The 26,253-nt window shown below is 66.4% G+C and carries 21 protein-coding genes; 13 read left to right on the top strand and 8 right to left on the bottom strand.

Translation table 11 applies throughout. From position 1 onward, the window contains the following. Nucleotides 1-313: 313 nt before the first annotated feature. On the bottom strand, nt 314-562 hold the full coding sequence (locus LRP66_RS08700) for a hypothetical protein (protein WP_230482099.1): 249 nt from the start codon (nt 560-562) through the stop codon (nt 314-316). A 206-nt stretch (nt 563-768) separates the two neighbouring features. On the opposite strand from LRP66_RS08700, the gene LRP66_RS08695 reads away from it, so the two are divergent. Together LRP66_RS08695 and ybaK are read left to right on the top strand one after the other, a co-directional pair. Continuing rightward, a complete protein-coding gene (locus tag LRP66_RS08695) occupies nt 769-4,188 on the top strand; it encodes a S8 family serine peptidase (protein WP_230482098.1) in 3,420 nt (1,139 codons plus the stop codon). Nucleotides 4,189-4,350: 162 nt separating this feature from the next. Beyond that, entirely contained in the window at nt 4,351-4,824 is a 474-nt protein-coding gene (gene ybaK, locus LRP66_RS08690) for a Cys-tRNA(Pro) deacylase (RefSeq protein ID WP_230482097.1), read from the top strand. A 44-nt stretch (nt 4,825-4,868) separates the two neighbouring features. On the opposite strand, the gene LRP66_RS08685 is transcribed toward ybaK, so the two are convergent. After that, a complete protein-coding gene (locus LRP66_RS08685) occupies nt 4,869-6,311 on the bottom strand; it encodes a DUF1593 domain-containing protein (protein WP_230482096.1) in 1,443 nt (480 codons plus the stop codon). A gap of 210 nt (nt 6,312-6,521) precedes the next feature. Here LRP66_RS08685 and LRP66_RS08680 point away from each other — a divergent pair, with 210 nt between their 5' ends. Together LRP66_RS08680 and LRP66_RS08675 are read left to right on the top strand one after the other, a co-directional pair. Next, entirely contained in the window at nt 6,522-7,202 is a 681-nt protein-coding gene (locus LRP66_RS08680) for a hypothetical protein (protein ID WP_230482095.1), read from the top strand. Between the two features lie 85 nt (nt 7,203-7,287). Then, a complete protein-coding gene (locus LRP66_RS08675) occupies nt 7,288-8,085 on the top strand; it encodes a class I SAM-dependent methyltransferase (RefSeq protein ID WP_443026672.1) in 798 nt (265 codons plus the stop codon). Nucleotides 8,086-8,569: 484 nt separating this feature from the next. Here LRP66_RS08675 and LRP66_RS08670 read toward each other — a convergent pair whose 3' ends face one another. The 4 genes from LRP66_RS08670 to LRP66_RS08655 all read right to left on the bottom strand — a co-directional run bounded on the left by LRP66_RS08670 (nt 8,570) and on the right by LRP66_RS08655 (nt 13,119). Beyond that, nucleotides 8,570-9,781 carry a replication initiator protein A gene (locus tag LRP66_RS08670; protein ID WP_230482094.1) on the bottom strand — a complete coding sequence of 404 codons (1,212 nt, stop codon included), beginning with the start codon at nt 9,779-9,781 and terminating at the stop codon, nt 8,570-8,572. Between the two features lie 67 nt (nt 9,782-9,848). After that, the gene (locus LRP66_RS08665; RefSeq protein ID WP_230482093.1) at nt 9,849-10,895 is read right to left on the bottom strand and encodes a ParB/RepB/Spo0J family partition protein; all 1,047 of its coding nucleotides are present in this window, start codon (nt 10,893-10,895) and stop codon (nt 9,849-9,851) included. 62 nt (nt 10,896-10,957) lie between these two features. Then, nucleotides 10,958-12,148 carry an AAA family ATPase gene (locus LRP66_RS08660; RefSeq protein WP_230482092.1) on the bottom strand — a complete coding sequence of 397 codons (1,191 nt, stop codon included), beginning with the start codon at nt 12,146-12,148 and terminating at the stop codon, nt 10,958-10,960. Between the two features lie 191 nt (nt 12,149-12,339). Then, nucleotides 12,340-13,119, bottom strand: a complete 780-nt coding sequence (locus LRP66_RS08655) for a glutaredoxin (protein ID WP_329959250.1) — start codon at nt 13,117-13,119, stop codon at nt 12,340-12,342. A 256-nt stretch (nt 13,120-13,375) separates the two neighbouring features. Between LRP66_RS08655 and LRP66_RS08650 the strand changes: the two genes are divergently transcribed. Then, complete coding sequence (locus tag LRP66_RS08650; protein ID WP_230482091.1) at nt 13,376-14,419, top strand: mannose-1-phosphate guanylyltransferase/mannose-6-phosphate isomerase; 1,044 nt, start codon at nt 13,376-13,378, stop codon at nt 14,417-14,419. A gap of 91 nt (nt 14,420-14,510) precedes the next feature. Beyond that, the gene (locus LRP66_RS08645; RefSeq protein WP_230482090.1) at nt 14,511-14,915 is read left to right on the top strand and encodes a MerR family DNA-binding protein; all 405 of its coding nucleotides are present in this window, start codon (nt 14,511-14,513) and stop codon (nt 14,913-14,915) included. Nucleotides 14,916-14,922: 7 nt separating this feature from the next. Here LRP66_RS08645 and LRP66_RS08640 read toward each other — a convergent pair whose 3' ends face one another. After that, nucleotides 14,923-15,834, bottom strand: coding sequence for a hypothetical protein (locus tag LRP66_RS08640; protein WP_230482089.1), 912 nt, complete (start codon nt 15,832-15,834; stop codon nt 14,923-14,925). Between the two features lie 129 nt (nt 15,835-15,963). On the opposite strand from LRP66_RS08640, the gene LRP66_RS08635 reads away from it, so the two are divergent. The 5 genes from LRP66_RS08635 (at nt 15,964) to LRP66_RS08615 (ending at nt 21,584) form a co-directional block, all read left to right on the top strand. Continuing rightward, a complete protein-coding gene (locus LRP66_RS08635) occupies nt 15,964-17,307 on the top strand; it encodes an ABC1 kinase family protein (RefSeq protein ID WP_230482088.1) in 1,344 nt (447 codons plus the stop codon). 44 nt (nt 17,308-17,351) lie between these two features. Next, nucleotides 17,352-17,702 carry an antitoxin Xre/MbcA/ParS toxin-binding domain-containing protein gene (locus LRP66_RS08630; RefSeq protein WP_230482087.1) on the top strand — a complete coding sequence of 117 codons (351 nt, stop codon included), beginning with the start codon at nt 17,352-17,354 and terminating at the stop codon, nt 17,700-17,702. Nucleotides 17,703-17,720: 18 nt separating this feature from the next. Further along, on the top strand, nt 17,721-18,239 hold the full coding sequence (locus tag LRP66_RS08625; protein ID WP_230482086.1) for an RES family NAD+ phosphorylase: 519 nt from the start codon (nt 17,721-17,723) through the stop codon (nt 18,237-18,239). 142 nt (nt 18,240-18,381) lie between these two features. Next, nucleotides 18,382-20,739, top strand: coding sequence for a TonB-dependent receptor (locus LRP66_RS08620; RefSeq protein ID WP_230482085.1), 2,358 nt, complete (start codon nt 18,382-18,384; stop codon nt 20,737-20,739). Next, nucleotides 20,739-21,584, top strand: a complete 846-nt coding sequence (locus LRP66_RS08615) for a tyrosine-protein phosphatase (protein ID WP_230482084.1) — start codon at nt 20,739-20,741, stop codon at nt 21,582-21,584. The genes LRP66_RS08620 and LRP66_RS08615 overlap by 1 nt, the downstream gene beginning before the upstream one ends. A 48-nt stretch (nt 21,585-21,632) precedes the next feature. Here the strand turns inward: LRP66_RS08615 and LRP66_RS08610 are convergent, their stop codons facing one another. Then, on the bottom strand, nt 21,633-21,932 hold the full coding sequence (locus LRP66_RS08610) for a hypothetical protein (RefSeq protein ID WP_230482083.1): 300 nt from the start codon (nt 21,930-21,932) through the stop codon (nt 21,633-21,635). Nucleotides 21,933-22,178: 246 nt separating this feature from the next. On the opposite strand from LRP66_RS08610, the gene LRP66_RS08605 reads away from it, so the two are divergent. Together LRP66_RS08605 and LRP66_RS08600 are read left to right on the top strand one after the other, a co-directional pair. After that, the gene (locus LRP66_RS08605; protein WP_230482082.1) at nt 22,179-24,974 is read left to right on the top strand and encodes a TonB-dependent receptor; all 2,796 of its coding nucleotides are present in this window, start codon (nt 22,179-22,181) and stop codon (nt 24,972-24,974) included. Further along, nucleotides 24,971-25,993 (top strand): phytase, encoded by a 1,023-nt coding sequence (locus LRP66_RS08600; protein WP_230482081.1) that lies wholly within the window; start codon nt 24,971-24,973, stop codon nt 25,991-25,993. The genes LRP66_RS08605 and LRP66_RS08600 overlap by 4 nt, the downstream gene beginning before the upstream one ends. Nucleotides 25,994-26,253 lie beyond the last annotated feature (260 nt).

Here is a 26,253-nt window from a genome sequence, read left to right as displayed (position 1 = left end):
CTCCCCACCAATTGTTGCTGTTGGCGGAAAGCGCGAGCAGACTACGGCCGATGGCAAGCAGGTGCCGATGATTGCGAGCACATTATCAAGTACCATGAGCCGAGTGGCCAGCTTGCTGTCAGATAATCTGAGCAGGAAGCAGTTTTGTTTGCGAGCAGAAGCCGTTACGTTTGCAAGCGCCTACAGTTATACGTGCCAAGGAGCCATTGCGTGAGGCTCGTCTCCCGAGTGGGCCGAAACCTATCGCGGGCTCGGTCAGAGCGAAGCGGAGATCGAGCCCGGCTTATAGGGCCATGCCCGATACACCATGGGGTCAATAGCCTGTTTCGACAGGAATCACTGCGGGAAAGCCCTTGATGGTGCGACCGACATTAGCATTGATATCGGCCGATGCTCCTCCACGTTGCAGGAGATAATCGAGACATTCCAAGATCGCTTTGGGCTTATGCGCTTGTCCAGGACCCGTGGCCGAAAGGGCGATGCACCCGTGACGCGTGCCATGATGAAACAGCGCCGTGCTGCCGTCGCCATAAGCTGCCAGCGCGATATCGTCTCGCAGCACTGCGATGCCTGATGCAGGCATCACAAACTATTGCCAATACGCAATTATTTCTGCCGCCCCGCCGCGACCTGACGGCCATGTGGCAAAATTGTCATCGATTGCGGGATAGTTAATTGGTTAACCGGCAAGCCATTGTCATGACCGGGGAATCATAGGACGAAACAACCGGAATCGGAGCGAATTGCCTCCGTTGGGGAACGTCCTGCATGTCTGTGAAGTCGTATCGTGCGCGTCTGCGCACCGTGTTGTCGAGCGTCCTTCTGGCGAGCGCCGCGTCCGCGCTGCCCGTGGCGGCCCAGACACGCAGCACGACGCCCCCTCCCCCGCCAGCGGGCGGCTATGTCATGGCCAATGGCCAGCAGACTTCGGACTATGACGCCGCGCTCGCGTCGTGGCGGGGCGATGCGCAGTTCGGGGTCGATTATTCCAAGGCCGCGCTCGGCATGGAATATGCCTATGTGCTGGGCCTGACCGGCAAGGGGCAGACGATCGGCATCAACGACGCCGGTGTCCTGTTCGACCATCCGCTGTTCGCGGGGTCGGGCAAGCTGACCGGCTATCACACCGACGTTCCGGCCGATTACGGCAATGACGGCCGGGTCAATCCGCGCCGCCCCTGGGAAATCCACGGCACCCATGTCGCCGGGATCGCGGCGGGCGACCGGCTGTCGGGCGGGGTGATGTTCGGCAACGCCTATGGCGCCAATATCCTGGCGGCGACGACCAATTTCGCGGCGGGCGACTTCCTGTGGTGGCGCGACGGCGTGATCGGAGACCTGCCCGTCGCCAATGCGCAGGAGAATATCGTCGGGCTCGCCAGCACCGGCCGGGTGCGGATCATCAACAACAGCTGGGGATCGACCACCTCGGTCCCCTATACCGCCTCGCTCGCCACCGCACGCGCGCAGTTCGCGCAGGCGCTGAACGGCTTTTACGATCCGGTGCTGGCCAACGACGTACTCGTCGTCTTCTCGGCCGGTAACGGCAGCGGCGTGCATGCCGGGATCGATGCGGTGACGCCGCTCAACGACCTGCGACTTCGCTCCAACTGGTTGTCGGTCGCCAATTATCTGGCCGACGGCACCGCCGCCCCCAGCTCCAGCCTGTGCGGCCAGACCGCGACCTGGTGCGTCGCGGCACCGGGCAGCGCGATCGTCTCGGGCGTCGGCACCTACACGCTCGACGTCGCCGGAGTGCGCGCCAAATATAACCGCTCGACCTTCCCGGCCCTTTACAGCGCGACGACGCTGGCGACGCTGCAGAGCGCCGCGGTCAATGCCTGGGTCGGCGTGCTCAACGGCTATCTGGGCCGCAAGTCCGCCGCGCAGCGGGCCCGCTCGGTGTTCAACGACGATGCCGAAAGCACGTTGCTGGCCCAGCTCGCGGTCGGCATCTCGCTGGCCTATGGCAGCCGGGTGGGCGGCGATCCGGACGGCTATACCAGCCGCCTCGCCGGGCTCGTCGCGAACAATGCGGACCTGCTCGGGGTCGACTTCGCCACGGCGGTGCTGACCAAGGCCAATGCCCAGCTCCAGGCCGATATGAAGCAGTTCCTGACGCTGACCGGCCCCGGCTATGCCGCGCTGACCGGCACATCGATGGCCGCGCCCAACGTGTCGGGCTTCGCGGCGGTGCTGATGAGCCGCTTCCCCAATTACAACACCGGCCTGATCTCCGACATTCTGGTGTCGAGTTCGAAGGATCTCGACACGCCGGGCGTCGATCTTCGCTCCGGCTGGGGGATACCGCAAATGGACGTGGCGTTGCGCGGGCCGACCGCGCTTCGCCAGACGCGCGTCGTCGATGTCCTGACCGGTGGCGTCGATATCTGGAGCAACCCCATCCAGGACGCACGCGACCGCTATTCGGCCGCCGTGCTCGCCAGCTTCCCCGCCGATATCGGCGGGATCACCAAGCGCGGCGGGGGCGAGCTGATCCTGACCGCTGCCAGCAGCTTCTCCGGACCGACGCGGGTCGAACAGGGATTGCTGACCGTCGACGGCGCGCTGACCCGCTCGGCGCTGACCGCAGCTGCGGGCGGCACCGTTGGCGGCAACGGCTCGCTCGTGCAGCTTGCCGTGCAGAATGGCGGCATCGTCTCGCCGGGCAGCGCGGGAGCGATCGGCACGCTGACCGTGACCGGCACCGCCACGCTGGCGACGGGGAGCCAATATGTCGTCGATATCGGCGCGAGCGGCCGTTCGGACCTGCTGGTCGCGAACAACGCGGTGCTGGGCGGCGGGGGGATCACGCTGCGCCCGCTGAACATCCTGCCGCGCTTCGGCGACAGCTATACCGTGCTGACCGCCAGCGGCGGGATTTCCGGCAGCTTCGGCGATGCCGCCTCGCTCAGCGCGATCCTCTATCCGCAGCTCGCCTATTCGGCCAACGCGGTGATCGCGAGCGTCGCGGCGCGCCCCTATGCCAGCCTCGCGGCGACGCCGGTCCAGGCCGCCTATGGCCGACTGCTCGACGGCAATCGCGCGGCCTATGCGGCGCTGTCGGGTATCTATGGCGGGCTCGACCTTCAGTCGGTCGCGACGATCCGGGGAACGCTCGAATCGCTCGCCCCGCGCAGCGAGACGACCCGCCGCGCGATCGGCACCGCCGCGACCGACAATATCGCGCGCTTCTACCGCGACCGGATCGCCGCGCTGTCGCCCGAAACGTTCGAGGGGGGCTCGATCGCGATGATCGGCAAGCCGATGGAGTTCGCCGCCAACGCGATCGCCCTGCCCGGCCAGGCGGCGATGGTCAGCGACACGCCGACGACGACCCTGCGCCAGGGCGTGCTGCCCGAGAATATGGCGGCCTATCTGGCGGGCGGCTACATCGCCGGATCTGGCGCGGCCATGCCGGGAACCGCGCCCGGCGGGCGCGACGATTTCGACGGCTTCTATGTGGCGTCCGGGATCGAGGCGCGGGTCGGCGACGCCGGGATGCTCGGCTTCGGCCTGTCCTATACCCGGATCGACGGCAAAGTCCGGCTCGGCCAGTCGGCGCGGGGCGAGTTGATCCAGGGGACGCTCTATGGCCGTCTCGGCGGATCGCTCGGCCCCTCGCTCGACGTGCAGACCGGCGCTGGCGTCTATCAGTCCGCCACGCGTCGTACCGGCGACTTCCTCGGCACCGCCTATGACCTGCGGGCGCGCGACAATGCCTTGGCGCTGTCGGCCGAAATCGGCGCGGCCTATAATGCGGGCAGCGAGGCGTTGCGCTTCGGCCCGCGCGTCTCGGTGCGCGCCAACCGGATCGACTTCACCCAGACGCCCGAGCGCGGCACCGGCCCGGCGCTGGTCTATGGCGCCGACGATGTGCTGAGCGTCCAGGGGCGTGCGGGGGTGCAGCTCGACGGCAATGCGCAGGGCTTCCGCCCCTTCGCCTCGGCCTATTATGTCCACGACTTTGACGACCGCCCGAACGCCGCCTTTGTCGGCTTGGCGAACGGCACCGGCCTGCGCGTCCCCTTCGCGATCGCGACGCGGGACCGCGACTGGGGCGAGCTTTCCGCCGGCCTGTCCTATCGCTCGGGGCGAATGACGATATCGGTCGCGGCGGACACCACGGTCGACCGCTCCGACGTGCGCAACCAGGCCTATCGGGCGGGGTTGCAACTCGCCTTCTGATCGGGCGCGCGGGCGCATCGCGCGCTGGTCTTCGGCTGATCGGACAACGACGCGCCGCGCCTAAGACCAGCCGCCGCACCAAAATTATCGTGGGGGCGCTTCCCAGCGCCCGCCGCTATGCTGCATCGCCGGAGGACAGCATCGCCGCACAGAGAGGGCCCCTTGTCGAAATCCACGCCAGCGACAAACATCCTGTCACGGGCAGGCGCGAGTTTCACGCTCCACGAATATGCCTATGATCCGCACGCCCAGCATATCGGCCTCCACGCCGCCGAAGCGCTCGGCGTCGCCCCGGACCTGCTCCTCAAGACACTGATGACGCTGGTCGACGACAAACCGGTCTGCGTCATCCTCCCCTCGGATCGGGAGGTGTCGATGAAGAAGCTGGCCGCGGCGGTCGGCGGCAAATCGGCGCGCATGATGCCGATCGCCGATGCGGAGCGGATGACCGGCTATGTCGTCGGCGGGATCAGTCCCTTCGGTCAGCGGCGCCGCTCGCCGACCGTCATCGAGCAGGCGGCGATCCGGCATCACCGGGTGTTCGTCAACGGGGGACGGCGCGGCCTTCAGATCATGCTCGCGCCGGACGTGATCGTTCAGACACTGGGGGCGACGATCGCGGCCGTAGTGCAGTAGCTGTCAAAAAGCCCGGTGCTACCAGAGCCGCTCCATACCCGTCATCACGGCGTGATCGTCACGATCACCCGGCCATAGCGCGACAGCGGCGGGCTGCCCTTGTCGGTGACGCGGACGATGAAATGCGCCTCCCTCGGCGTGGTGACGACCGGCGCGGTGAAGTCGACCGTGTGGATATTGGCCGAGATGCCATTGCCGATCGGGGTCTGCCAGTGGCCGATCTCCTGATAGTGGAACCACTGGAAACTCAGGCTGTCGCCATCGGGATCGCTGCTGTCGACCGCGCTGAGGACGAAGCGTTCGCCCGACTTCACCGTGATCCTGTCGGGCTGCGACAGCCGCACGACCGGCGGATGGTTTGCGGCCGCGACCGGCTCCGTCGTCCAGGCCATGCGCGCCGCGAAGTCGTTCTGGAAATCCTCGCGCCACCGCCACAGCCCGGCGCGGAAGTCCTTCACGCTGCGATCCCCCGGCACCATCGCCCGTCCATAGTCCCTGGCGACCAGCGGCGTGAAGCTGTCGATCGCGTTGGTCCAGATCGGGCGGGTCTCCGGCTCGATCTGCACGCCGCTGAACCCGCTGGGGTCCATCGTCGCGATCGACGGCGTGTAAAGCTCGTACCGACCACCCCAGCCACCCCAGTCGGGATGATCGGGGCTGCTCAGGCCATTGGGGATCAACGACAGGAAGGCGGGCGTATCGCCCTCCATGCCATAGGCGACATCGGGATAGAGACTGCCAAGCGGGCCATGCCCCTGCTGGATATGCTCGCGCAGCCAGCCATTGCTGATCGTGCGGTTGTCCAGCGCCTCATGCGTGGTGTGGATGCCGGTCCAGGTCCCCGCGCCATATCCGCCGGGGCTGACCACGAAGAAGAGTTCGGGGAAGTTGCGCCGGATCCACGGCCCGGCATCGTCCTGGTCCGAGATGGTGTAGACGCGCAGCTTGGCGATCAGGCGGCGCTGCTCCTCGGGGCTGCGCGTCTCGCGGATCGTGTAGAGCGCCTGCGCCAGCGTGTTGGCGCCGCCCCAGACCGAGATCCAGAGCGGGCGCGGATCGTCGCGGTCGAGCATCTCGACGATCCGCCGCGACCCGGCGCTGTCCTTGCCCGCCCCGACCAGCGCCATGCCATAGCCGGGCTGCCCCTCGCGCACGAGCGCGCCCAGTTGTCCGGCCGTCGGGTAACCCGGTTCATGCTTCAGCAGATTGGGCTGGACCTTGGCATAGCCGTCGATGATGCGGCGGATCGACGCGGGGTGGATCGCGGTCTTCATATGGATCGACGTCGTCGCGACCAGCCCCTCCAGGTCGATCTCATTGGCGTAGAGGAACAGCCGGACGAAGGACTGGGTGTCGTCGGGATCCGCCTCGATATCGCTGAGCACGATCATCCGCTGGCGCTCGCTGATCGCGGGCCGTGCAGAGGCAGGTGCGGAGGTCGGAGACGGCGTGGCGGCCAGTCCCGCAACGCCCAACAGAAACGCCATCGCGAACATAAATCTGCATCTCCCCCGCTGTTTGGCCTTTGAATGTCCGACATTCGCGGTGCTCGCAAGCAGGTCGGCCCCTCACCCGTCGATACATTCGGTTGCAGCCATGCCGTGCCATGGCGGGGTCGTCGCCTCTTGCCGCGCCAGCATGGTCGGTTCGACGGAGCGTGCTTGATCTCGCGCGCGCATGGTCCGACAAGGGCGGCCATGATCCGGTCAGTCCTTATCGGCGCGTTGCTCGCGCTGCTCGTTGGCGCGGCACAGCCCGCATCGGCGCAATTCTACCTGAAAAACTACGACCATGCCGCAGCGCTCGTCTCGGACGGCCTGCCCAAGGTGGTCGAGCCGCTGCCGGGCGCGACGGGGAGCGAGAATGACGCGGCGCTGATCTGGACGATGCGTGCCGCGCTCAATCTCGCGGCGCTGCAATGCCAGTTCGAACCGACGCTGCTGACCGACAGCAATTACAACGCGATGCTCGTGGACCATGTCGAGGAACTGGCGGCGGCCTGGACCATCCTCGGCATGTATTTCGACCGCGTCAGCCCCTCCCCGCGCGAGGGCCGGGATGCGCTCGATCGCTATGGGACGCGGCTCTATTCGCGCTTCTCGACGGTGTCGGCGCAGCTCGAATTCTGTCGGACAGCGGCGTCGATCGGGCAGGAAATCCTCTTCTCGCCACGTGGCCAGCTCGCGGTGGTGTCGGGGGCACGGCTCAACGAGTTGCGCAGCAGCCTGATCTATCGCGGCGAACAGCTGTTCGACCTGCGCCTGAAGCCCGTCTCGGTGACGCTGCCACGGCTCGACGCCGAGTGCTGGGACAGGAAGGCACGCTGGCGCGACAAGAAGTGCGGGCCGGACCCCTGGGCGAAGTCGAATCCGGCCTGAGTATCGCGGGAGTCCTGCGGGCGATTGTGCAGGCCGCCCGCTCACGTCATGATCGCTGCCGATATCCTTGAGGGAATGGAACGACATGAACCGCTTGCTCACCGCATGTACCTGCCTGGCCATGGTCCTCCCGGCGGGCGGCATCGCGCAGACCGCACCGTCGAAGGACATCGCGGCCGCCGTCGCATCCCCAGCCCGCACGCCCGCGAACCGGGCGCGCGATGCCTATCGCCACCCGGCGGAGACGCTCGCCTTCTTCGGCGTGAAGCCGACCCAGACCATCGTCGAGTTCCTCCCCTCGGGCGGCTGGTACACCGAGATCCTGGCGCCGCTGGTCAAGGGCCGCGGCCATTATGTCGCGCTGGTGCCCCCCAGCCAGGCTGATCGCACCCGTGCTGCGCTGGCGGAAAAGGCGGCGGTCTATGGCCCGAGCCAGGTCGCGACGATCGACTTCAAGACCGGCGCCTCCACCATACCCGCCGGAAGCGCCGACGTGCTGCTCACCTTCCGCAACGTCCACAACCTGTTGATGCAGGACGATCCCGCCGTGGCGGGCCGCGTCTTCAAGGCATTCTATGCGGCGTTGAAGCCAGGCGGCGTGCTGGGCGTCGTCGACCACCGATTGCCAGAGGACATGGATACCGCCCGCGAAAAGTCGAGCGGCTATATCAAGAGGTCGACCGTCATCCGCCTCGCGCGTGAAGCGGGGTTCAAGCTCGTCGCAGAGTCGCGGGTCAACGCCAACACCAAGGATACCCACGATCACCCCGAAGGCGTCTGGACCCTGCCCCCCACCTATCGCCTGAAGGACACCGACCGCGCGAAATATGCCGCGATCGGCGAGAGCGACCGGTTCACGATGAAGTTCGTGAAGGGGCGGTGATCGCTTGAGAAATGCCTTTGGGGATGATTTCCGGGTTCGGCGGTTCCTCCCCGCCCCCCCCTTTTTCTCCTTGTTCTCCCAAAGAAAAATCTCGGCTGGAGTTAGACAGTTATAGTGGAGTTAGCAGGTTAGGCCTGCCGACGTGGGGCGCAAGCGCCGGAAAATAAACGATAATCTATTCATCTCCGTTCCCGAAATATCGCCAAGATGTTCCCGGAATATCGTGGCTGACGTTCCCGAAATACCGTGTTGCCGTTCCCGGAGTGTCGCGACCCGTTCCCGGTGTATCGAAGGGCCCCAATTACGGCCCGAATTAACTGCCCCTTTGAATCAGTTTTTGGGGCATCCGGCAAAGCGACGTTCAAAAGTCGGGACGCCGTGCGAGGCCGATGGAGCCGCCCGGCACACTACCGATATATCAGGAACGGAGGTTGTCCGATGAAGAGGCAATCGACGCGCAATAGGGCGCGCCCTCCCCACCCCGTCAGCGCAGCAAATGCCGGTTCTTGGCGTCAAATCGACGGACATAGCCGATAAAGGCGTTCTGGTAGCTAACCGGCGTGCGGGCCGGATCGCCCTCCACCCAGGCGCGGAATTCGGCGTGGAGGGTCTGGTAGTCCCAGCCCGGGCATTCGCTGCGTAGCAGGGCGAGCGTGGCGTCGGTGATCTCGCCAGCGGTGTTTCGGGTCGACAGGCTCCGCACGCTGCGGCGGATCATTGCTGCGGCGTCGACGGACGGTTCGGCTTCCGGTGCGATGGCAGCGGTGGCAGAGCCTGCATCGCCTGAGATAGCGGCGGTCATGCCCGGCTCCGAGCCCTTCGCCTCGCGCACCGGGGACGACACCCCCCTCCCCCCCCCTTCGGGCCTTCGCCGCATCCGCAGACCCGGCTCACGCTTGCCTTCGGTCTGCTCGATCTCCAGCGCATAGCCGGGCAGTGCGTTGCGTTCGGCGATCTTGGCGATCTCGAACTTGAAGCGGCGATAGGGGCCTTCGGCGCCCGATTTCTCGAACAGCGTCGGCATGGAGATGGCGAAGCCCCCCTCCCCTGCCCCGCCGGCGTGTTTGCGGGCGACCTTGTAGAGCCAGCGTTCGCGCCCGCCGGTGATGTCGAAATAGGCGCGGTCGATCGACAGGACCCCGCCGTTCATCAACACGCCTTCGTAGAACCAGCTCGACAGCTCGATCGTCATGCCGCGCGACCGCTCGGTCTTCTCGTCGACGAGTTGCGTCCAGCCGTCGAGCCAGCTGAACGTCGCCTCGCGGCGGTTCTCCGCACGAATGTTGGTCTTGACGGTGGTCGACACCAGCCGGTCGAGCGCCTGCCCCAGCAACTCATAGGCGCGGCCCGTCGGCTGACGCCCGATCGCGCGGAGCAGGTCATAGGGCATGAGGTGCAGCTTGCGCGGCACGTCGTTGATCCCACGCCGCGCCATGTCGGCCAGCACCGACGCGCAATAGATCAGGATGTCGGCATCCCAGATCGTCGCCATGCCGTAATCGGGATTGCCAGAGACATGGACCCACAGCTTGCCGTCGGGCGACCGATAGTCGATCGGCTTGACCCGCTTGGACTTGGCGAGGCTGAAGAACGGGCGTTCCATCATCTCGCGCTGGTCGCGCAGCGGCAGGTCCGCCAGATAGGGGAGGAAGAGGTCGAACTGCTCGCCGCCTTCCTTGCGTTCGCTGCCGCTCATCGAAAGTTTCCCCGGGGAAACAAGGCGCCCCGCCGCCATTCAACCACGGTGTTTCCCCGGGGAAACATCACCGGCTCAGCCCCTGACCCGTCGCTTCCAGATGCGTCAGAGCCCTGCGAACCGCCTCCAGAATTTCCTCGGTATTTGCACCAGACCCGGCGTGAAGACGCAGGGTGACGCCCTGCCGGTTGGTCGACTGGATCGACAGCATCTCGCGGCCATAGCGGCTGACATGGCGATAGCGCTCGGCACCGCGGTCCTCGCCCGACAGCATCTTCGAGGCGTTCAGCAACCGACGAAGCACATCGGCGGCAGGGTAGGGGGGCTGCCCTGCCCTGCGCCGTGCCGCCTGTTCGCTCGCGATCTGCTTGGCCATGCGGATGATCGTATGGGCCTCGCCCGGGTCCTGCATCGCCTGCGCCAATGCGTAGCCGGGCTTGAGCTGGACTTCGCTTGGCGACGCGAAGGCTTCGATCACCGCATCGGGGATCGCCGCGACCTTGAGCATCTTGGACAACCAGCCCTTGGACAGCTTCAGTCGCTCGGCCATCCGCGTCTGGTGATTGCCGTAATGGGTCTGCAGCGCGGCGAGGTAGTTGCGCGCCCGCTCCAGGTCGGTAACATCGGCACGCGCGCGATTTTCCAGATCGGCGAGCCGGAACGCGGCCTCGTCGTCGAGATTCGCGATCTGCGCTACGAACATCATGTCGGGATAGTTGTTCGCGCGGAGCCAACTGATCGACCAGTGGCGCCGCGTGCCCGCGATCACCTCATAGTCATGATCCGGATCGCCCTCGATCCGACGGACGACTGCGGGGACCTTCTGCCCGCCCTCGGCGACGATCGAGTCGATCAGTTCGCGACAGCTTTCCTCGGTCAGATAGGCATAGTTGCGCGCATTGCCCGGCCAGATCCGCACGCGCGCCGGGTCGAGCAGCAACTGCGTAACCTGCCGGACCTCGCCATTGGCGACGCGTGCCAGGGCGGACTCGCGGCCCAGCAACGTGGTTCCGCGAATGCGATCGGCGGCCGGGTCACGCGCAGGAGCCGGTTCGGGGGCAGCATTTTCCTCCGCAAGGAGCGCGGCCAGATAATCGGATTGTTTACGCGCCAAGAAACACCTCCGCGGCGGGACATATGCAGAACGAGGCCCTGTAGGAAAGAGGGTTCACGGAGTCAGGCCGCGGCATGGATCACCGCCTCCTCGCTTGCGGGTTCGATCCGGCCCCAGCTCTGGCGGACCAGTTGCTCGACCTGACGCATCGCCTCATCCAGATTGGCGCGACTACGCTTGTGCGTCTTGGGCGTGCCGATCGGCTTGTCCAGTTCATAGACGGTCATCATCCGCATCGCCGCATGGCTGATCTCGGCGGACTCGAGGATCGGCACGGGCAGCAGGGCAGGGCCGAAGCTCTGCTCCATGATCGCGCGGACCATCGCGTGGCTGGGGTCGTTGCCGTCGAACTTGGAGCAGATCAGCCGGACGAACTGGTAATCCACCGCGATCCCCGCGCCGGTAAGCTGGTGGAGCACCTGATCCATCATCGACAGGAACTGGACGGTCGAGCAGAAGTCGGGCGTCGTCGCGGCGAGCGGCACGAGCAGCGCATTGGCCGCCTGCATCACCGCCAGGCTGATCGTGCCCAGCGCGGGCGGCGGATCGAGCAATACCACGTCATAGTCGCGCGCCAGCTCGGCCAATCCGCGCTTCAGCTTGCGGAATCGAGCGGCGAGTACCGACCCGCCATCGCTGCCCGCAGCCGCCAGCTCATATTCGACGTCGAACAGCTCGAGATTCGAGGGAATGAGGTCGACATTGGGCCATGGGGTGGGTTTCACGGCATAGGCGAGGTCGGTTTGGGTCGGATCGATCGACAGATAGGGGTAGAGCGTCTCCTCGCGGGTGACGTTGAAATGCGGGTTGAAGCCGAACAGCGTCGTCGTCGTCGCCTGGCTGTCGCAATCGACGACGAGGACGCGGTAGCCCTGGACCGCGAAATAATGCGCGAGGTGGGTGGTCACCGTCGACTTGCCGACGCCGCCCTTGAAATTCTGCACCGCGATGATCGCGGGAATGTCGAGCGGCGCACGCGCCGGGGATGCCCCCAGCACCTCGCGCATTCGCAGCATCTGCTCGACGGTATAGCCCAGCCGACGGCCATTGTCGGTAATCGGGGCAGGGGGCAGGCGCCCATCTTCCTCCGCCATCCGGATCCGGTTGGTCGAACAGCCGAGCAGCTGCGCGACCTCCGCGATGCCGAACCGGACGTTCAACCCCTTGCGGCTTTCGGGCAGAAACGCCTTACGCCGCAACCGCTCGATCATCCGCTCGCCCGCACTCGCCAGATCACCGATCTGCGACAGCATTGCATGCTCTTCCGCCACCCCAAATATCCCTTGAAGCTTTTGCGATTGAGGGATGGCAAAATGCGTTCAATTTCGCAAGGTAAAGCTTAACAAGATGCCTAAGTTCGCGCGATCGGTTTGGCGCTTGTAATGTTTCCCCGGGGAAACAGCCGGGTCTTTCACCTTGCACCGGCGGTTTGAAATGCCGGGCGTCAAATATGCCGACCCGCCATCCACAGCGCCATCGCGATCATCATCAGATTCTCGGTCAGCGACAGGAAGCCGAGCGGTACGTTGCTGCCCCCGCCGATGCAGGCGCATTTGAGTTCGCGGCGGTCGATGTAGACCGCCTTGAGCACCGACACCGTGCCGACGCCCCCGATGAAGAGCGCAATTGGCACCGACAGCCAGTTCAGCACGCCCGCGATCATCAGTACGCCCGCCAGCCCTTCGGCAAAGGGATAGACATAGGAATAGGGGACCCAGCGCCTGGCGAGCAGGTCGTAGTTCAGGAACATCGTCGCGAAGCTCTCGACATTCTGGAGCTTGAGCAGTGCCAGCACCGCCATGCTGAACGCGATGAACCATTCGACCGCGCGCATCGTGAAGGGCGTGGCATAGACCGCCTGGCTCGCCGCGAGCGCCATCAGCGCGGTTATCGTAAATAGCGCGGCCACCGGGCGGTAGCTGGTCGCCTTGGGATCGGCGACCGGCTTGCCGAAGAAGCGGCGCAGATCGTCATAGCCACCCACCCGTTCGCCCCCGATGAAGACCTGCGGCGTGGTCTTCACGCAGTGATCGGCCTTGAAGGCGTCGGTTTCCTCGCGGGTGCGCAGCCAGTGATCCTCGACCGCATAGCCATGTCGCCGGAGAAGGTCGCGCGCCTTCAGGCCGTAAGGGCAGGTGTGCGTGGGCATCACCATACGATAGAGGATCGCGGTCTTGGGGGTGGCGGTCGCCGTCATCGTCTCCGGTTCGGTTCCGACGCTCATATGGCATCCGTACCATGGTACGGAGTCAAGCCGCCCCGACAAGAAAAGGATCGCGCATCCGACGATCGCCACGTACCAAGCGTCACGCGATAGAAATATTTTGACCAAAGCGGGACGCAGTACCCCACGATCGCGTCTTTTGGCGCCATGCTGCATGCGCTAACTGCCGGAAGGCGTTCGTCTCTATTGTGGACGGCCAGGACTTTTTGGTTTTCCATCCGCGCGGAAGGCCAGCAGTAATTTGAAAGGGGCGTACATGCATAACCAGATTGTTCCGGTCATCCTGTCCGGCGGATCCGGCACGCGTCTCTGGCCGATGTCGAAGCCCGAAATGCCCAAGCAGCTCCTCGCGTTGACCAGCGACGAGACGATGCTGCAGCTGACCGCGCGGCGCGCGCATTCGGATGGCTTCGCCGCTCCGATCGTGGTGGCGGGACAGCGTCATGCCGATCTGGTCGAGGCGCAGTTGACCGACGCGGGCACGCCTCCGCAGGCGCTGATCCTCGAGCCGCTGGCGCGCAACACCGCGCCCGCCATCGCGCTGGCGGCGCTCGCCGCAAAGCCGGAAGAGGTGCTGCTGGTGATGCCGTCGGATCATGTCATCGCCGATCTCGACGCCTTTCATGCCGCGATCCGCGCCGCGCTGCCGATGGTGGCGAAGGGTTGGTTGGCGACCTTCGGCATCACGCCGGATGCGCCCGAAACCGGCTATGGCTGGATTCAGGTCGGTGACGCGATCGCGCCGGGCGTCCATCAGGTCGCGCGTTTCGTCGAGAAGCCGCGGCTGGAGCGCGCCGAGGCCATGCTGGCACAGGGCGGATTTGCCTGGAATGGCGGGATCTTCCTGTTCCGCGCCGACCGCTATCTCGAGGAACTGGGCCAGCACGCGCCCGAGATGCTGATCGCGGCGGAAAAGGCGATGAAGGCCGCCAGGCACGACGGCAAGCGCATCGTCCCCGACGAGGCCGAATTCGCCGCTTGTCCGTCCGACTCGATCGACTATGCCGTGATGGAGCGCGCCGACCGCGTCGCGGTGGTGCCGGTCGCGATGGGCTGGAGCGATGTCGGGAGCTGGGACGCGCTGCACGCGATCAGCGAGCTGGACGGGCTGGGCAACGCGCATCGCGGCGAAGTGCTGGCGATCGATACGCAGAACTGCCTGATCCGGACCGATCGCGTGCGCGTCGCGGCGGTCGGGGTGAAGGACCTGATCGTCGTCGCGAGCGGCGACGACATCCTGATTCTGCCGCGCGGGCGCAGCCAGGACGTCAAGAAGCTGATCGAGGCGATGAAGCGCTGAGTTCCGGTTCCTCCCCATGCCGGGGAGGAGTGGCCTTCCCACCATATCGAATAGCCCCCATAACCCCTCCGTACCTCAGTACGGAGGGGTTATGTCCGACTGGACCATTGCCGGACTGGCGCGCGAAGGTGGCGTCGGGGTGGAGACGATCCGCTATTACCAGCGGCGCGGACTGCTCGCGACACCCGCCCGGCCGGAAGGCTCGGGATCGGGCGGGGGCATCCGCCGCTATGGCGACGGCGATGTCCGGCGGTTGCGCTTCATCCGCGCGGCGCAGGCGGCGGGATTCACCCTGGATCAGATCGCCGAGTTGCTGGCGCTCGACGCGACCGACGGGCGCGAACGCGCACGGACATTGGCGCAGGAGCGGGTCGCCGCACTGGACCGCCAGATCGCCGAGCTGGAGCGCGCGCGCGATTCGCTTCGCAAGTTGGCGGCGGAGTGCGGCAGCGGGTCGGCCGGGCCGTGCCCGATCCTGACGTCGTTCGACCGATAGCGGCTCGTCAGGCGGGCAGATAGCCCGCCCTGGTGAGGAAGGCGTGCAACGAATCCGGGAAGGATCGAAAGTGGGTGATATGTCCTGCGGGACAGCCGTGATCGGTCCACGCCGAGACGGGAAGGTCGCACGGTTCCCATATGTTGCGCCCATGCTCGTAATGCTTCAGCATCTCCGCCCAGGCCTGCCGGAATCGGCCCGCGCGCGCGGCATCGGCGACATAGGCCGCGCAGGCGCCGTTGCGATCCGCCCGACGCGACAGGCAGATCGGCCTTAGCCGAGCCATGTCGGCCACGAATATCGGCCGCAGAGCCGGGTCTCGGCTTTCGTCGACGACGCGGCCGTCCCGTACCGTGAAAATCCGTGGCGGCCGGGGCGTGCAGGCGTTGCAGCCGAATGCGCTGTCGAATCCGGCATCCTGCAGGATCAGGTCGATCTTGCCGTCTCCCGACACGTCGCGCGGGCGATCGGCAATCTCGCCCTGCACCCGCCCGCCATCGGGGCGTTGGATGGGAAGGATCCGGTAGCCTGCGCGATCGGGCACCATCACCTGCGCCGTCAGGTCGCCGCCCGAGCCACCCGACTGGCTCTCCACGATCAGGCCGGGTCGGGGATCGTCACGCCCGAAGTGGACGACCGCTATCCGCGCATAGCTGCTTTGCGGATCGGTCTCGACCGACACCGGGGCGATACCCGGCGCCCGGACGGTCACCAACGCCTGGTTGTTATAACCTTCGAAAGCGCATGTGCTGTCGCCCACCGGCCGGGTGGGGCAGGGGAGTGCCTCGACATGGACGGACACGCCGCCCGAAGTGAAGTCGATCGGTGCCTTGCGATAGGCATTCCAGGTCTGGAACATGCCCATCGGCACCGGCGCGGCCCCGATCGACAGCGCGGCAAGCGGCAGCATGAAACGCATGGTATCCCCCCGACCGGATGACGCACACAGGATGCGCCGACGTGCGATCCACGGCAAGGGGACGCGGGGATATCGACCGTCACCGCCAGGGCGACGGAACCAAGCCCTGCGCCCGCCGCTATTCGCCGCATGGCCGATCATGACGACAAGCCCGCCCCCGCCGCCACCCATCGCGCGGTGCCCAGCGGCCGCATCGCCCGCGCCGGGGCCTTTGGCCGTCTGGCGGGCGGGGTCGCGGGTGGAATGCTGGCCGAGGGCGCGCGTCGGCTCGCCAGTGGCGAGCGGCCCAGACTCGGCGACCTGATCCTCACCCCCGGCAACGCCGCGCGGGTCGCCGACCGGCTGTCGCACCTGCGCGGCGCGGCAATGAAGCTCGGGCAGATGATCTCGATGGACGCGGGCGACCTGTTGCCGCCCGAGCTGCAGACCATCCTCGCGCGGCTGCGCGACCAGGCCTATCGCATGCCGCCCGCCCAGCTCGACAAGGTGCTGCGCGCCGAATGGGGTGCCGACTGGCGACGCCGTTTCCGGCATTTCGAGGCGTCGCCGATGGCCGCCGCCTCGATCGGGCAGGTTCACCGCGCGACCTTGCCCGATGGGCGGGTGCTGGCGATCAAGGTCCAGTATCCCGGTGTGCGCGACAGTATCGGGTCGGATGTCGACAATGTCGCGACGCTGCTCCGCGTCTCCAACCTGATCCCTCCGTCGATCGACCTCAAGCCGCTGCTCGAGGAGGCCAAGCGCCAGCTCGCCGACGAAGCCGACTATATCCGCGAGGCCGATCGCATGAAGGCCTATGGCGAGCGGCTGGCGGGGGATACGCGCTATGTCGTGCCGCAGCCGGAGCCGTCGCTGACCACGCCGCTGGTGCTGGCGATGGACTTCATCCCCGGCCAGTCGATCGAGACGCTGGTCGAGGCGGATCAGGACAGGCGCGACGCCGCGATGACCGCGCTGATCCAGCTCGTGCTGCGCGAGCTGTTCGACTTCGGCATGATGCAGACCGATCCCAATTTCGCCAATTACCGGTGGCAGCCGGATAGCGGACGACTGGTGCTGCTCGATTTCGGTGCGACGCGCGACGTGCCTCCCGAGACGGTCGCCTCCTATCGCCGGTTGATCGAGGCGGGGCTGGCGCACGACCGCGACCGGATTCGCGAGATCGCGGTCGAGACGGGTTTCCTGGGCGAGGCGGCGGTCGCCGCGCACCGCCCGGCGGTCGACCGGATCATCGCCGCGATCGACGACACCATGGCGCGGCCGGGGCCGTTCGACTTTGGCGACCGCGCCTTCGTGCCGGTGGTGCGAAAGGAAACCCGTGCGATGATCGCCGACCGCGACACCTGGCACGTGCCGCATGTCGAGACGCTGTTCGTCCAGCGTAAGATCAGCGGCAGCGCGCTTCTATGCGCGCGATTGAAGGCCAGGGTCGATGTGCGCGGACTGGCGGCCGAAGCGATCGGGGCTGGTTGAATATCGGGCGTGAAACAGGCATATAGTGTGCAAGGAGTGTGCACATGCTTGCCGCGTTTCTCGACGATATCCGCGATCACGACATGATCGCCCCGCGCCGCATGGCCGAGCGGCTGCGCCTGCCGCTGACCCGTCTGGCCAAGCTGGCGCAGGTCAACCGCAATACGATGGCGGCCAAGCCGGGCAGCCCCGCGGTGCAGGAGCGGCTGGGCGAGATCGCGCGGATCATCGCGCGCGCGGCCGAATTGTCGGGCGACGAGGGGCGGGCGATCATCTGGTTCCGGCACCAGCCGCTGCCCGGCTTCGGCAAGACGCCGGAGCAACTGGTCGAGGACGGTCAGGCCGCGCTCGTGCTGCGCGATCTCGATCGGATGGCCGAGGGTGTTTATTCGTAACGTCTTCGTCTCTACGTCATGTCCTATCTCCTTCGCCCTCTTGCCTGTTCGCTCTGGCGGATGCTGGCGATCCGTTACCAGCGGGATCCCTGGTCGGGGGAGGGGGCGCGGCTCTATGGCGGCCGCTGGAACCCACCGGGACAGCCCGCGCTCTATCTGGGCACCGACCACGCCACGGCCATCGCCGAATATTATCAGGGCCTTGCCAAGCCAGGCACGCTCGCACCCTATAGGCTCGCGGCAAGCGCCATCGCCGACCTGACCGATGGACGAGGGGGCGCGATCGACCAGGCGGTCGCCGAGGCGATGGCCGCGCCCTGGAAGCACATCGCCGAGATCGAGCGCGGCACTCCGCCAAGCTGGACGCTGGCCACCGCGCTGATGGGGGAAGGGGCGGAGGGCGCGCTGGTCCCCTCCGCGCAGAATCCGGGCGGCACCGCGCTGGTGCTCTGGCGCTGGTGTCGCAAGGGGCGCACGGGGGAGGGGGCCGAACTCGAATTGCTCGACCCGGACGGATCGCTGAATCTTCATCATTGAAGACAACGGCTTGGCGCGAAGTCATCATCAAGATGACACGTTTTTCACCAAGATAGCGTCAAACTTCCCTCAAAACGTCATCAGTCCGCAATCATCGGACACCAAGGGATCGGCGCATAATCCTTTGGGGGGAATCCATATCATGACGTCCATCAACTCGCGTTTCGCGGGGCGGCTGGTTGCATCCAGCGTTCTGGCGCTGCTGCTTGCCAGCCCCGCCTTTGCCGCCGATCCGGAACCGGCCAGGACGACGGCGCCCGACGACCAGAAGACGACCGAAAATGGCGCGCTGAGCGAGGTCATCGTCACCGCGCAGAAGCGGCCCGAAAGCCTGCAGAAGACGCCGATCGCCATCTCGGTCCTGTCCGCCGACGACCTGAAGAACCGGCACGTCCAGTCGCTCGTCGACCTTCAGGACGGTGCGATCCCGTCGCTTCGCGTCGCGCCCTTCTATTCGCGCAACTCGGCGCTCATCATGAACATCCGCGGTATCGGTGTGCTGGCCGACAGCAACCAGCCCGCGCGCGACCAGGGCGTCGGCGTCTATATCGACGGCGTATATCTGGGGCGGGCGCAGGGGCTGGGCACCGCACTCTACGATATCGAGAGCATCGAGGTGCTCAAGGGTCCGCAGGGCACGCTGTTCGGTCGCAATACCGAGGGTGGCGCCGTCAGCATCGTGACCAAGAAGCCGACCGGCGAATTCGGCCTGTCGGCGACCGCCGGGATCGGCAATTTCGGCGCGCACAAGATCGAGGCGCACCTCAACCTGCCCGGATGGCACGATTTCAGCGTGAAGCTGGACGGTATCATCACCAAGCGGGGCGGCCTGGTCGGCAACCCGCTGCCCGGCCAGTCGGACTTCAACGCCTTCGACCGGCATGGCGGGCATGTCGAGGTGCTGTGGAAGCCGCAGGATGGCGTCAGCGCCGACTATGCCTTCGATACCTCCTATGACGCCTCGACCCCGCTCTATCTCCAGTCGATCACGGCGGGCACGCTGGCCCGCGCTCCCGCGCTGCCGCTTCAGCCCGACCGGGTGCGGACCGCGAGCATCGGCGTGCCGCAGCAGGAAAGCATCGGGAAGACGCATGGCCATCGCCTGACGCTCGGCCTCGACCTCGCGCCGGGGCTTCAGTTGAAGTCGATCACCGCCTATCGCGAGCTCGACCAGGGCCAGTATGACAATGGCAGCTTCAACACCTCGACCTACAAGCCGAATAGCAGCTTCAGCCGCTACAGCCTGGCGGGGTTCCGCCAGAACCAGTTCAGCCAGGAGATCCAGCTCATCGGCGATACCCCGCGCCTGAAATATGTCGCGGGCGCGATGGCCTATCGCGAACATAGCGCGGACAATGCCCAGGCGTTCAATACGATGGTCTGGAACGGCGACGGCACCGCCGCGACCGTCGCGACCTACAATATCGCGACCGTGCCCTTCGACCGCGCCAGCCGGATCACGACGCGCAGCATCGGCGCGTTCGGCCAGGCGACCTGGACCCCGGCGATCGCCGAGGACCGGCTGCACGTCACGGCGGGCGCGCGCTACACCCGCGACATGAAGAAGGGGCAGCTCTACATCGTCAACGGCAAGACGCCCAATGTCGACGGTGTCATCGCCCCGCGCACGCTGGACGCGAGCTGGTCGCGCGTCGATCCGCTGGTCACGCTCGCCTATGACGTGACGGACGCGGTGCATGTCTATGGCAAATGGTCGGAGGGATATAAGTCGGGCGGCGCCAATTCGCGCTCGCTGCGCTATGCGCCGTTCAACCCCGAGACGCTGTCGATGTTCGAAGTCGGCGCCAAGACCGAATTCCTCGACCATCGCGCCCGCCTGAACCTCGCCGCCTATACGGGCGCGTACAAGGCGATCCAGATCGACTTCCAGGCGAATTATCTCCAGGTCGATGCGCAGGGCAATCTGCTCCAGACCAACCGCACGACGATCGAGACGACCAACGCGCCAGGCACCGGCCGCGCCAAGGGGATCGAGGCGGAACTGACCTTCGCGCCGATGACCGGGCTGACGCTGGGCGCCAGCTATGCCTATAACGACGTGACCATCCCGGCGACGGTCAACCCCTTCCCGCAAGGGTCGACCGGGGTGATCGTGACGACGCCGATCAGGATCTATCCGGTCTATACGCCGGCGCACGCCGCCAGCGGGTCGATCGACTATGACCGGCCGATGGGCGATTATGGCCTCGTCGCGCATCTCGACGGCAATTACGACAGTGGCTTCTATATCAACTATAACGACCCCGCGCCGGGCGTGGCGCAGCCCAAGGGCGATCCGGGCTTCGTCGTCAACGGTCGGGTGGGCGTGACCGACATCGCGCTGAACGGCACCGGCGCGACGCTCAGCATCTCGGCCTGGGCGCGCAACCTGCTGAACGAGCAGCATCTGTTCTACAAGTCGCTGAACACGCTGACCGGCCTGTCGGGCTTCTTCAACGAACCGCGCACCTATGGCCTCGAAGCCACGGTGAAGTTCTGATGCGCGCCGGAATCGCCATCGCGGCGATGCTGTCGGTGCCGATGGGGGCGGGGGCTTTGGCCTCCACCTCCGCGCCGGTGGCCGTGCCCGCCCATGTCCGCGTGCTGCCGCTCCAGGGCGGGCACAATTTCCGCGACCTGGGCGGCTATCGCACCACGGACGGGCGGATGGTCAAATGGGGGCTGCTCTATCGCTCGGGGCAGATGCACGACCTGACCCCGGCGGATTATGCCTATCTGCAGACGCTGGGTATCCGCACCGTCTGCGACTTTCGCGACACGCGCGAGCGTAGCGGTCAGCCGACCGACTGGCCCGCGGGTCAGGCCCCGCGCATCCTGAGCGACGACTATGCGCTCGACATGAGCGCGATGATGTTGCCCGGCGACCCCGCGACCTGGACGCAGGGTCAGGTGGTGACCGCGATGACCGCCACCTATCCGAAGCTGCTCGACCAGTTCCGGGGGCAATATGCCCGGATGTTCGCCGAACTGCTGGCAGGCCATGCGCCGCTCGCCTTCCACTGCACGGCGGGCAAGGACCGGACCGGCGTCGCGGCCGCGCTGCTCCTGTCGGCGCTGGGCGTGCCGAGGGCGACGATCGTCGAGGACTATCTCCTCTCCAACCGGCATATGGCGCCGCTGCCCGCCAATGCGGGCGGCTTCTGGGCGAAGCTGTCGCCCGAGGCGGCGCGCGCCTTTGCCGGGGTCGACCGCCGCTATATCGACGCGGTGTTCGCGACGATCGATCGCCATCCGGGCGGCATGGCGGGCTATCTCAAGCAGGAGATGGGGCTAGGCCAGCCGGAAATCGCCCGGTTGCGGGCGCTGTACCTGACGGCGAAATAATCGGGAGAGAGCGGCCTGTCGCCATGTGGACAGGCCGCTCGTCACGAATCAGCGGCAGATCCGCACCCGTTCCCAACCGCGATATTCGGTCCAGCACCGATAATGCGGGCGGTAGGGCCGATAGGGGCGGTAACCATAGCCATCGCCGTAGCCGCTCCCGGCCCAGCCATAACCGCCCCGATACCCGTCCCAACGTGGCGGTGGGGGCGGCGGTGGAGGGGGTGGCGGCGGAGCGCCCCAGCCGGGCGGGGGCGGGGGAGGTGGCCCCCATTCCTGCGCCTGCGCGCTCACGCTCAATCCCAGGGTCGCGATCACCAGACCGCTGACAACGATACGCGTCACCTTCATGACTGGTCCCTCCATGCCCATCGATCGGGCATGGGGCGGGTATAGAACGGAGTCGCCTTCGGGAGGCTGAATGGGGTTGTTCTGTGCCGTTCAGCTTACCCGACCGGCGGATACCGGTATGATGACACCAACGTCACGTAACCGTCACTTAAACCTCATCGCCCCGTAACAATGCGGCCCCACGGGGGGCGGGGAAGGACCGGCGCCGGGGAGGGTGTCGGCGCGACCATTCCCAGGGGGAGCATCATGCACGCCATTCGTTCCGGCATCCGCGGTCTCGCGGGGGCCTCGCTCATCGCATTGGGCTTCGCCGCCCTTCCCGTATCGGCCGAAGTCGATAGCGCCGCGACCGCGGGTGTGCCCGCCTCGGGGCCGATCCTGTCGGGGCGGATCTATGACGCGACCGGGGTCGCGCTGCCCGGCGCGCGGATCGTCGTCGAGGGGACGGGGGTGCAGACCACCACCAACCTGCAGGGCGAGTTCAGCGTCGTCACCCCCGATGTGGCGGGCGACGTCACGCTGCTGATCGACTATCTCGGTCGCGCGGCCGTCACCCGCGTCGTCGCGGCGGTCGATCGTGGGCGCGACGTGTCGATCACGCTTCCCGCCGCCAGTGGGGAGGATAGCGACATCGTCGTCACCGGCGCCTCGCTGCTCGACAACACCGCGCGCGCGCTCAACCAGCAGCGGACCGCCGACAACACCGTCACGATCATCTCGGCGGACGCGATCGGTCGCTTCCCCGATCCCAACATCGCCGAGGCGCTGCAGCGCGCGCCGGGCGTCGGGATCGAACGCGATCAGGGCGAGGGCCGCTATATCAACGTGCGCGGCGCGCCGAGCGAGTGGTCGGCCGTCTCGGTCGACGGCATCCAGATCCCCTCGGTCGACCCGACGACGCGTGCGGTGGACCTGGACACGCTGCCCTCCGACATCGTCGCCAATCTGGAGGTGACCAAGTCGCTGCTCCCCTATCAGGATGCCGATTCGATCGCTGGCGCGGTCAATATCACCACCCGCTCGCCCTTCGATCGCAAGGGCTTCGCGCTGACCGGCATGGCGGGTGCCAGCTATAACCAATATGGCAAGGGCAGCGACTATCGCGCATCGACGGCGGTCAGCGACACCTTTGGCCCCGACCGCCAGTTCGGCCTGCTGCTCTCGGGCAGCTATTCGATGACGCATCGCCGCCCCGACAATGTCGAGAACACCTGGAGCCAGACCCCCGCGGGGCTGCGCGTCACCGAGACGCTGTTCAAGGACTACGACACCAAGCGCCAGCGGATCGCGGGCACGGGCGCGTTCGAATGGCGTCCCTCCGACGCCACCCATGCCTGGGTGCGCGGCACCTATGCCCGGTTCGAGGATGACGAATTCCGCGACCGGATCGGTATTTTGTGGAGCGAGGGCACGTTGCAGTCGGGTTCGACCGACCGTGCGGCCACGTATCGCAACACCCGCATCGAGAAGCAGGTCCGCCACCGCAAGCAGGTGAACGAGATCTGGTCGGCGACGGCGGGGATCGAGCAGCGGCTGGGCGAGGGGACGATCCGCGCCGATGTCGCCTATAGCGAGAGCGCGCAGACCTATCCGCGTCGCGACGAGCTGCTGTTCCGCTCCTCGCTTCGCCCGACATTGTCCTACGACTTCGCCGATGCCGATCTGCCCAGCTATTCGCTGTTCACCTCGAAGGAGCATCTCCAGACCGGCACCTATTCGTTCCGCGAAAACGCCTATCGTTCGAACACCACCAGGAATGACGAGCTGACGCTGGCGGTCCGGTCCGACCTGCCGGTGGGCGATACGGTGACCTTCTCGACCGGCGGCAAGTATCGCGCACGGCACGTCGACGCCGATGAGGAGCGGTTCCGCGATCGCCGTGCGTCGGCCGCGCCGTCGCAGACCCTGGCCGGGCTGCTGTCCGACGAGGATTCGCGCAATTTCGGCTATGATCTGGGCAAGCGTTTCGACACCGGGCTGGCCGATGCCTATTTCGACGCGACCAAGGCCGCGTCCGAGCGTCGCCTGCCGCAGTCGCTGACCGCCGATTATACCGCGGAGGAGAAGATCCTCGGGCTGTTCGGGATGGCGAAGTACGTCAAGGACGGCACGACGCTGATCGCGGGTCTGCGCGTCGAGACCACCGATTTCGAAAGCAGCGCGCCAAGCGTCTCGCGCACCGGCGCGGTCACCAATGCGCGGGGGCATAACAGCTATGCCGATATCTTCCCCAATCTGACGCTGCGCCAGGCCTTTACGCCCAATCTGATCCTGCGAACGGCGCTGAGCCGGGCGATCAACCGTCCCAATTTCCCGCAGATCGCCCCGCGCGTGCTGGAGACGAGCGAGGGCAATACGGTGCGCGTCGAGTTCGGCAATCCGGACCTCAAGCCCACCCTGTCGAACAATGTCGATGCGGGGCTGGAATATTACATCCGGCCGCTGGGCGTGATCTCGGTCAACGGCTTCTACAAGGACCTGTCCGACTATCGCTACACGCTGACCAGCACGGGGGTGTATAACGGCGTGGGCGGGGCGATCCTCAGCCGCCCGGTCAATGCGCGGCGCGGCGAGCTCTATGGCGTCGAGCTCAACTGGCAGCAGCATCTGAGCTTCCTGCCGGGTGTGCTGAGCGGCTTCGGCGTGTTCGCCAACTATACCTATACCAAGGGCAATGCGACGTTCGATACCGCCTATGCGGGGCGTAGCCGCTTCAAGCTGCCGGGCCAGTCGACGCATATGTGGAATGCCAGCGTCTTCTACGAGCGGGGGCCGGTGAACCTGCGCGTCGCCTATACCAAGCGCAGCGACTATCTGGACGAGATCAACGCCGACAATCCCGCGCTCGACCTCTATTGGGAGGGGCGCGGCCAGCTCGACGTGACGGGCAGCGTTCAACTCGCCAAGGGCATCAACCTGTTCGCCGAGGGCAAGAACCTGACCAATACGCCGGGCGTGCGCTATTTCGGCGAGCGCTTCCGCACCTATGAATATGAGAAGTTCGGCTACACCGTCTTCGGTGGCGTGCGGGTGAAGCTGTGAGGGGCGCGCTCCTCGCGCTGCTGCTCGCGGGATGTGCGAGCGTGCCGGTGGCGACGCCGACAGCCGACGCGCCGGTCGTCGCGGCCAGTGCCGAGACCGATCCGGTCGACAGCGTCGCCGATGCGGCGGACGATCCCGCCATCTGGCGCAACGCCGCCAACCCGGCGGCCAGCCTGGTCATCGGCACCGACAAGAAGCTGGGCATCCATGTCTATGACCTGAAGGGTCACCGGTTGTCCTTCACCCCCGCCGCGCGGCTCAACAATGTCGATCTGCGCGAGATGGCGGGCGGGCGCGTGATCGTCGCGGCGAGCGATCGGGCGGACAAGGCGAACGCGCATGTCGCGCTGTTCACGCTGGATACCGCCGAGCGTCGGCTGGTGCCGATGGGGCGCTATCCGGTGGGTGCGGGCGAGGCTTACGGCATGTGCCTGTGGACCCGTGCGCGCGACAAGGCGCTGTTCGGCTTCGTCGTGCTCAAGGACGGGCGGATCGATCAGCTGCGCATCGACCTGTCCGCCGCCACCCCGCGCGTTCAGACGCTGCGGAGCATGAAGCTGGGCAGCCAGGCGGAGGGGTGCGTGGTCGATGACCGGACGGGCACACTCTACGTCGCCGAGGAGGATGTCGGGCTGTGGCGCTTCGCGGCCGATCCCGCCGCGCCGACCACCGCGACGGCCATCGCCAAGGTGGACGGCCACACGCTCGTCGCCGACGCGGAAGGGCTGGCGCTCGCGCCCAAGGGGGCGAGGGGCGGCTATCTGGTCGTCTCCAGCCAGGGCGACAATGCCTATACGCTCTACCGCCTGCCGGGGGTGACCTATGCCGGTCGCTTCCGCATCGGCGGGGGGGCGATCGACGGGACCAGCGACACCGACGGTATCGAGCTGGCACTGGGCGATTTCGGGCCGGATTATCCCAGGGGGCTGCTCGTCGCACAGGACGGCGACAATGCGCCGGATACCCAGAACTTTAAATATGTGAGCTGGGCGAAGGTGGTCGGGGCGCTGGGGTTGTGAAGACCTTCTTCCCTCGCCCCTCGCAGAGGGGAGAGGGTTGCGCAGACTTGGTCTTTGCCCAAGCAAAGGCCTAGTCGGAGCTGGGTGAGGGGTGGGCGCGCGGAGCGCGCGCGAGCCTGCGGCTCGCTCAACCCCTCACCCAAGCTGCGCTAGCCAGCGAGCTGGCAAGCTTCGCTAACCCTCTCCCCTGTCCAGGGGAGAGGGAGCTTTGCGCGCCGACCGACTCGGTCACTCAATCGCGACTTGGTGACGACTTATCT

Source organism: Sphingomonas sp. Leaf21 (assembly GCF_916858675.1).
Lineage (GTDB): Bacteria > Pseudomonadota > Alphaproteobacteria > Sphingomonadales > Sphingomonadaceae > Sphingomonas.
This window is presented reverse-complemented; position numbering and strand designations above follow the sequence as displayed.

What these genes read in the sequence shown, in the direction of transcription:
- LRP66_RS08695 (WP_230482098.1), top strand. Translation starts at nt 769, where the DNA reads ATGTCTGTGAAGTCGTATCGTGCGCGTCTGCGCACCGTGTTGTCGAGC.
- LRP66_RS08685 (WP_230482096.1), bottom strand. Translation starts at nt 6,311, where the DNA reads ATGGCGTTTCTGTTGGGCGTTGCGGGACTGGCCGCCACGCCGTCTCCG.
- LRP66_RS08680 (WP_230482095.1), top strand. Translation starts at nt 6,522, where the DNA reads ATGATCCGGTCAGTCCTTATCGGCGCGTTGCTCGCGCTGCTCGTTGGC.
- LRP66_RS08675 (WP_443026672.1), top strand. Translation starts at nt 7,288, where the DNA reads ATGAACCGCTTGCTCACCGCATGTACCTGCCTGGCCATGGTCCTCCCG.
- LRP66_RS08670 (WP_230482094.1), bottom strand. Translation starts at nt 9,781, where the DNA reads ATGAGCGGCAGCGAACGCAAGGAAGGCGGCGAGCAGTTCGACCTCTTC.
- LRP66_RS08660 (WP_230482092.1), bottom strand. Translation starts at nt 12,148, where the DNA reads ATGCTGTCGCAGATCGGTGATCTGGCGAGTGCGGGCGAGCGGATGATC.
- LRP66_RS08655 (WP_329959250.1), bottom strand. Translation starts at nt 13,119, where the DNA reads ATGAGCGTCGGAACCGAACCGGAGACGATGACGGCGACCGCCACCCCC.
- LRP66_RS08650 (WP_230482091.1), top strand. Translation starts at nt 13,376, where the DNA reads ATGCATAACCAGATTGTTCCGGTCATCCTGTCCGGCGGATCCGGCACG.
- LRP66_RS08645 (WP_230482090.1), top strand. Translation starts at nt 14,511, where the DNA reads ATGTCCGACTGGACCATTGCCGGACTGGCGCGCGAAGGTGGCGTCGGG.
- LRP66_RS08640 (WP_230482089.1), bottom strand. Translation starts at nt 15,834, where the DNA reads ATGCGTTTCATGCTGCCGCTTGCCGCGCTGTCGATCGGGGCCGCGCCG.
- LRP66_RS08635 (WP_230482088.1), top strand. Translation starts at nt 15,964, where the DNA reads ATGGCCGATCATGACGACAAGCCCGCCCCCGCCGCCACCCATCGCGCG.
- LRP66_RS08630 (WP_230482087.1), top strand. Translation starts at nt 17,352, where the DNA reads ATGCTTGCCGCGTTTCTCGACGATATCCGCGATCACGACATGATCGCC.
- LRP66_RS08625 (WP_230482086.1), top strand. Translation starts at nt 17,721, where the DNA reads ATGTCCTATCTCCTTCGCCCTCTTGCCTGTTCGCTCTGGCGGATGCTG.
- LRP66_RS08620 (WP_230482085.1), top strand. Translation starts at nt 18,382, where the DNA reads ATGACGTCCATCAACTCGCGTTTCGCGGGGCGGCTGGTTGCATCCAGC.
- LRP66_RS08615 (WP_230482084.1), top strand. Translation starts at nt 20,739, where the DNA reads ATGCGCGCCGGAATCGCCATCGCGGCGATGCTGTCGGTGCCGATGGGG.
- LRP66_RS08610 (WP_230482083.1), bottom strand. Translation starts at nt 21,932, where the DNA reads ATGAAGGTGACGCGTATCGTTGTCAGCGGTCTGGTGATCGCGACCCTG.
- LRP66_RS08605 (WP_230482082.1), top strand. Translation starts at nt 22,179, where the DNA reads ATGCACGCCATTCGTTCCGGCATCCGCGGTCTCGCGGGGGCCTCGCTC.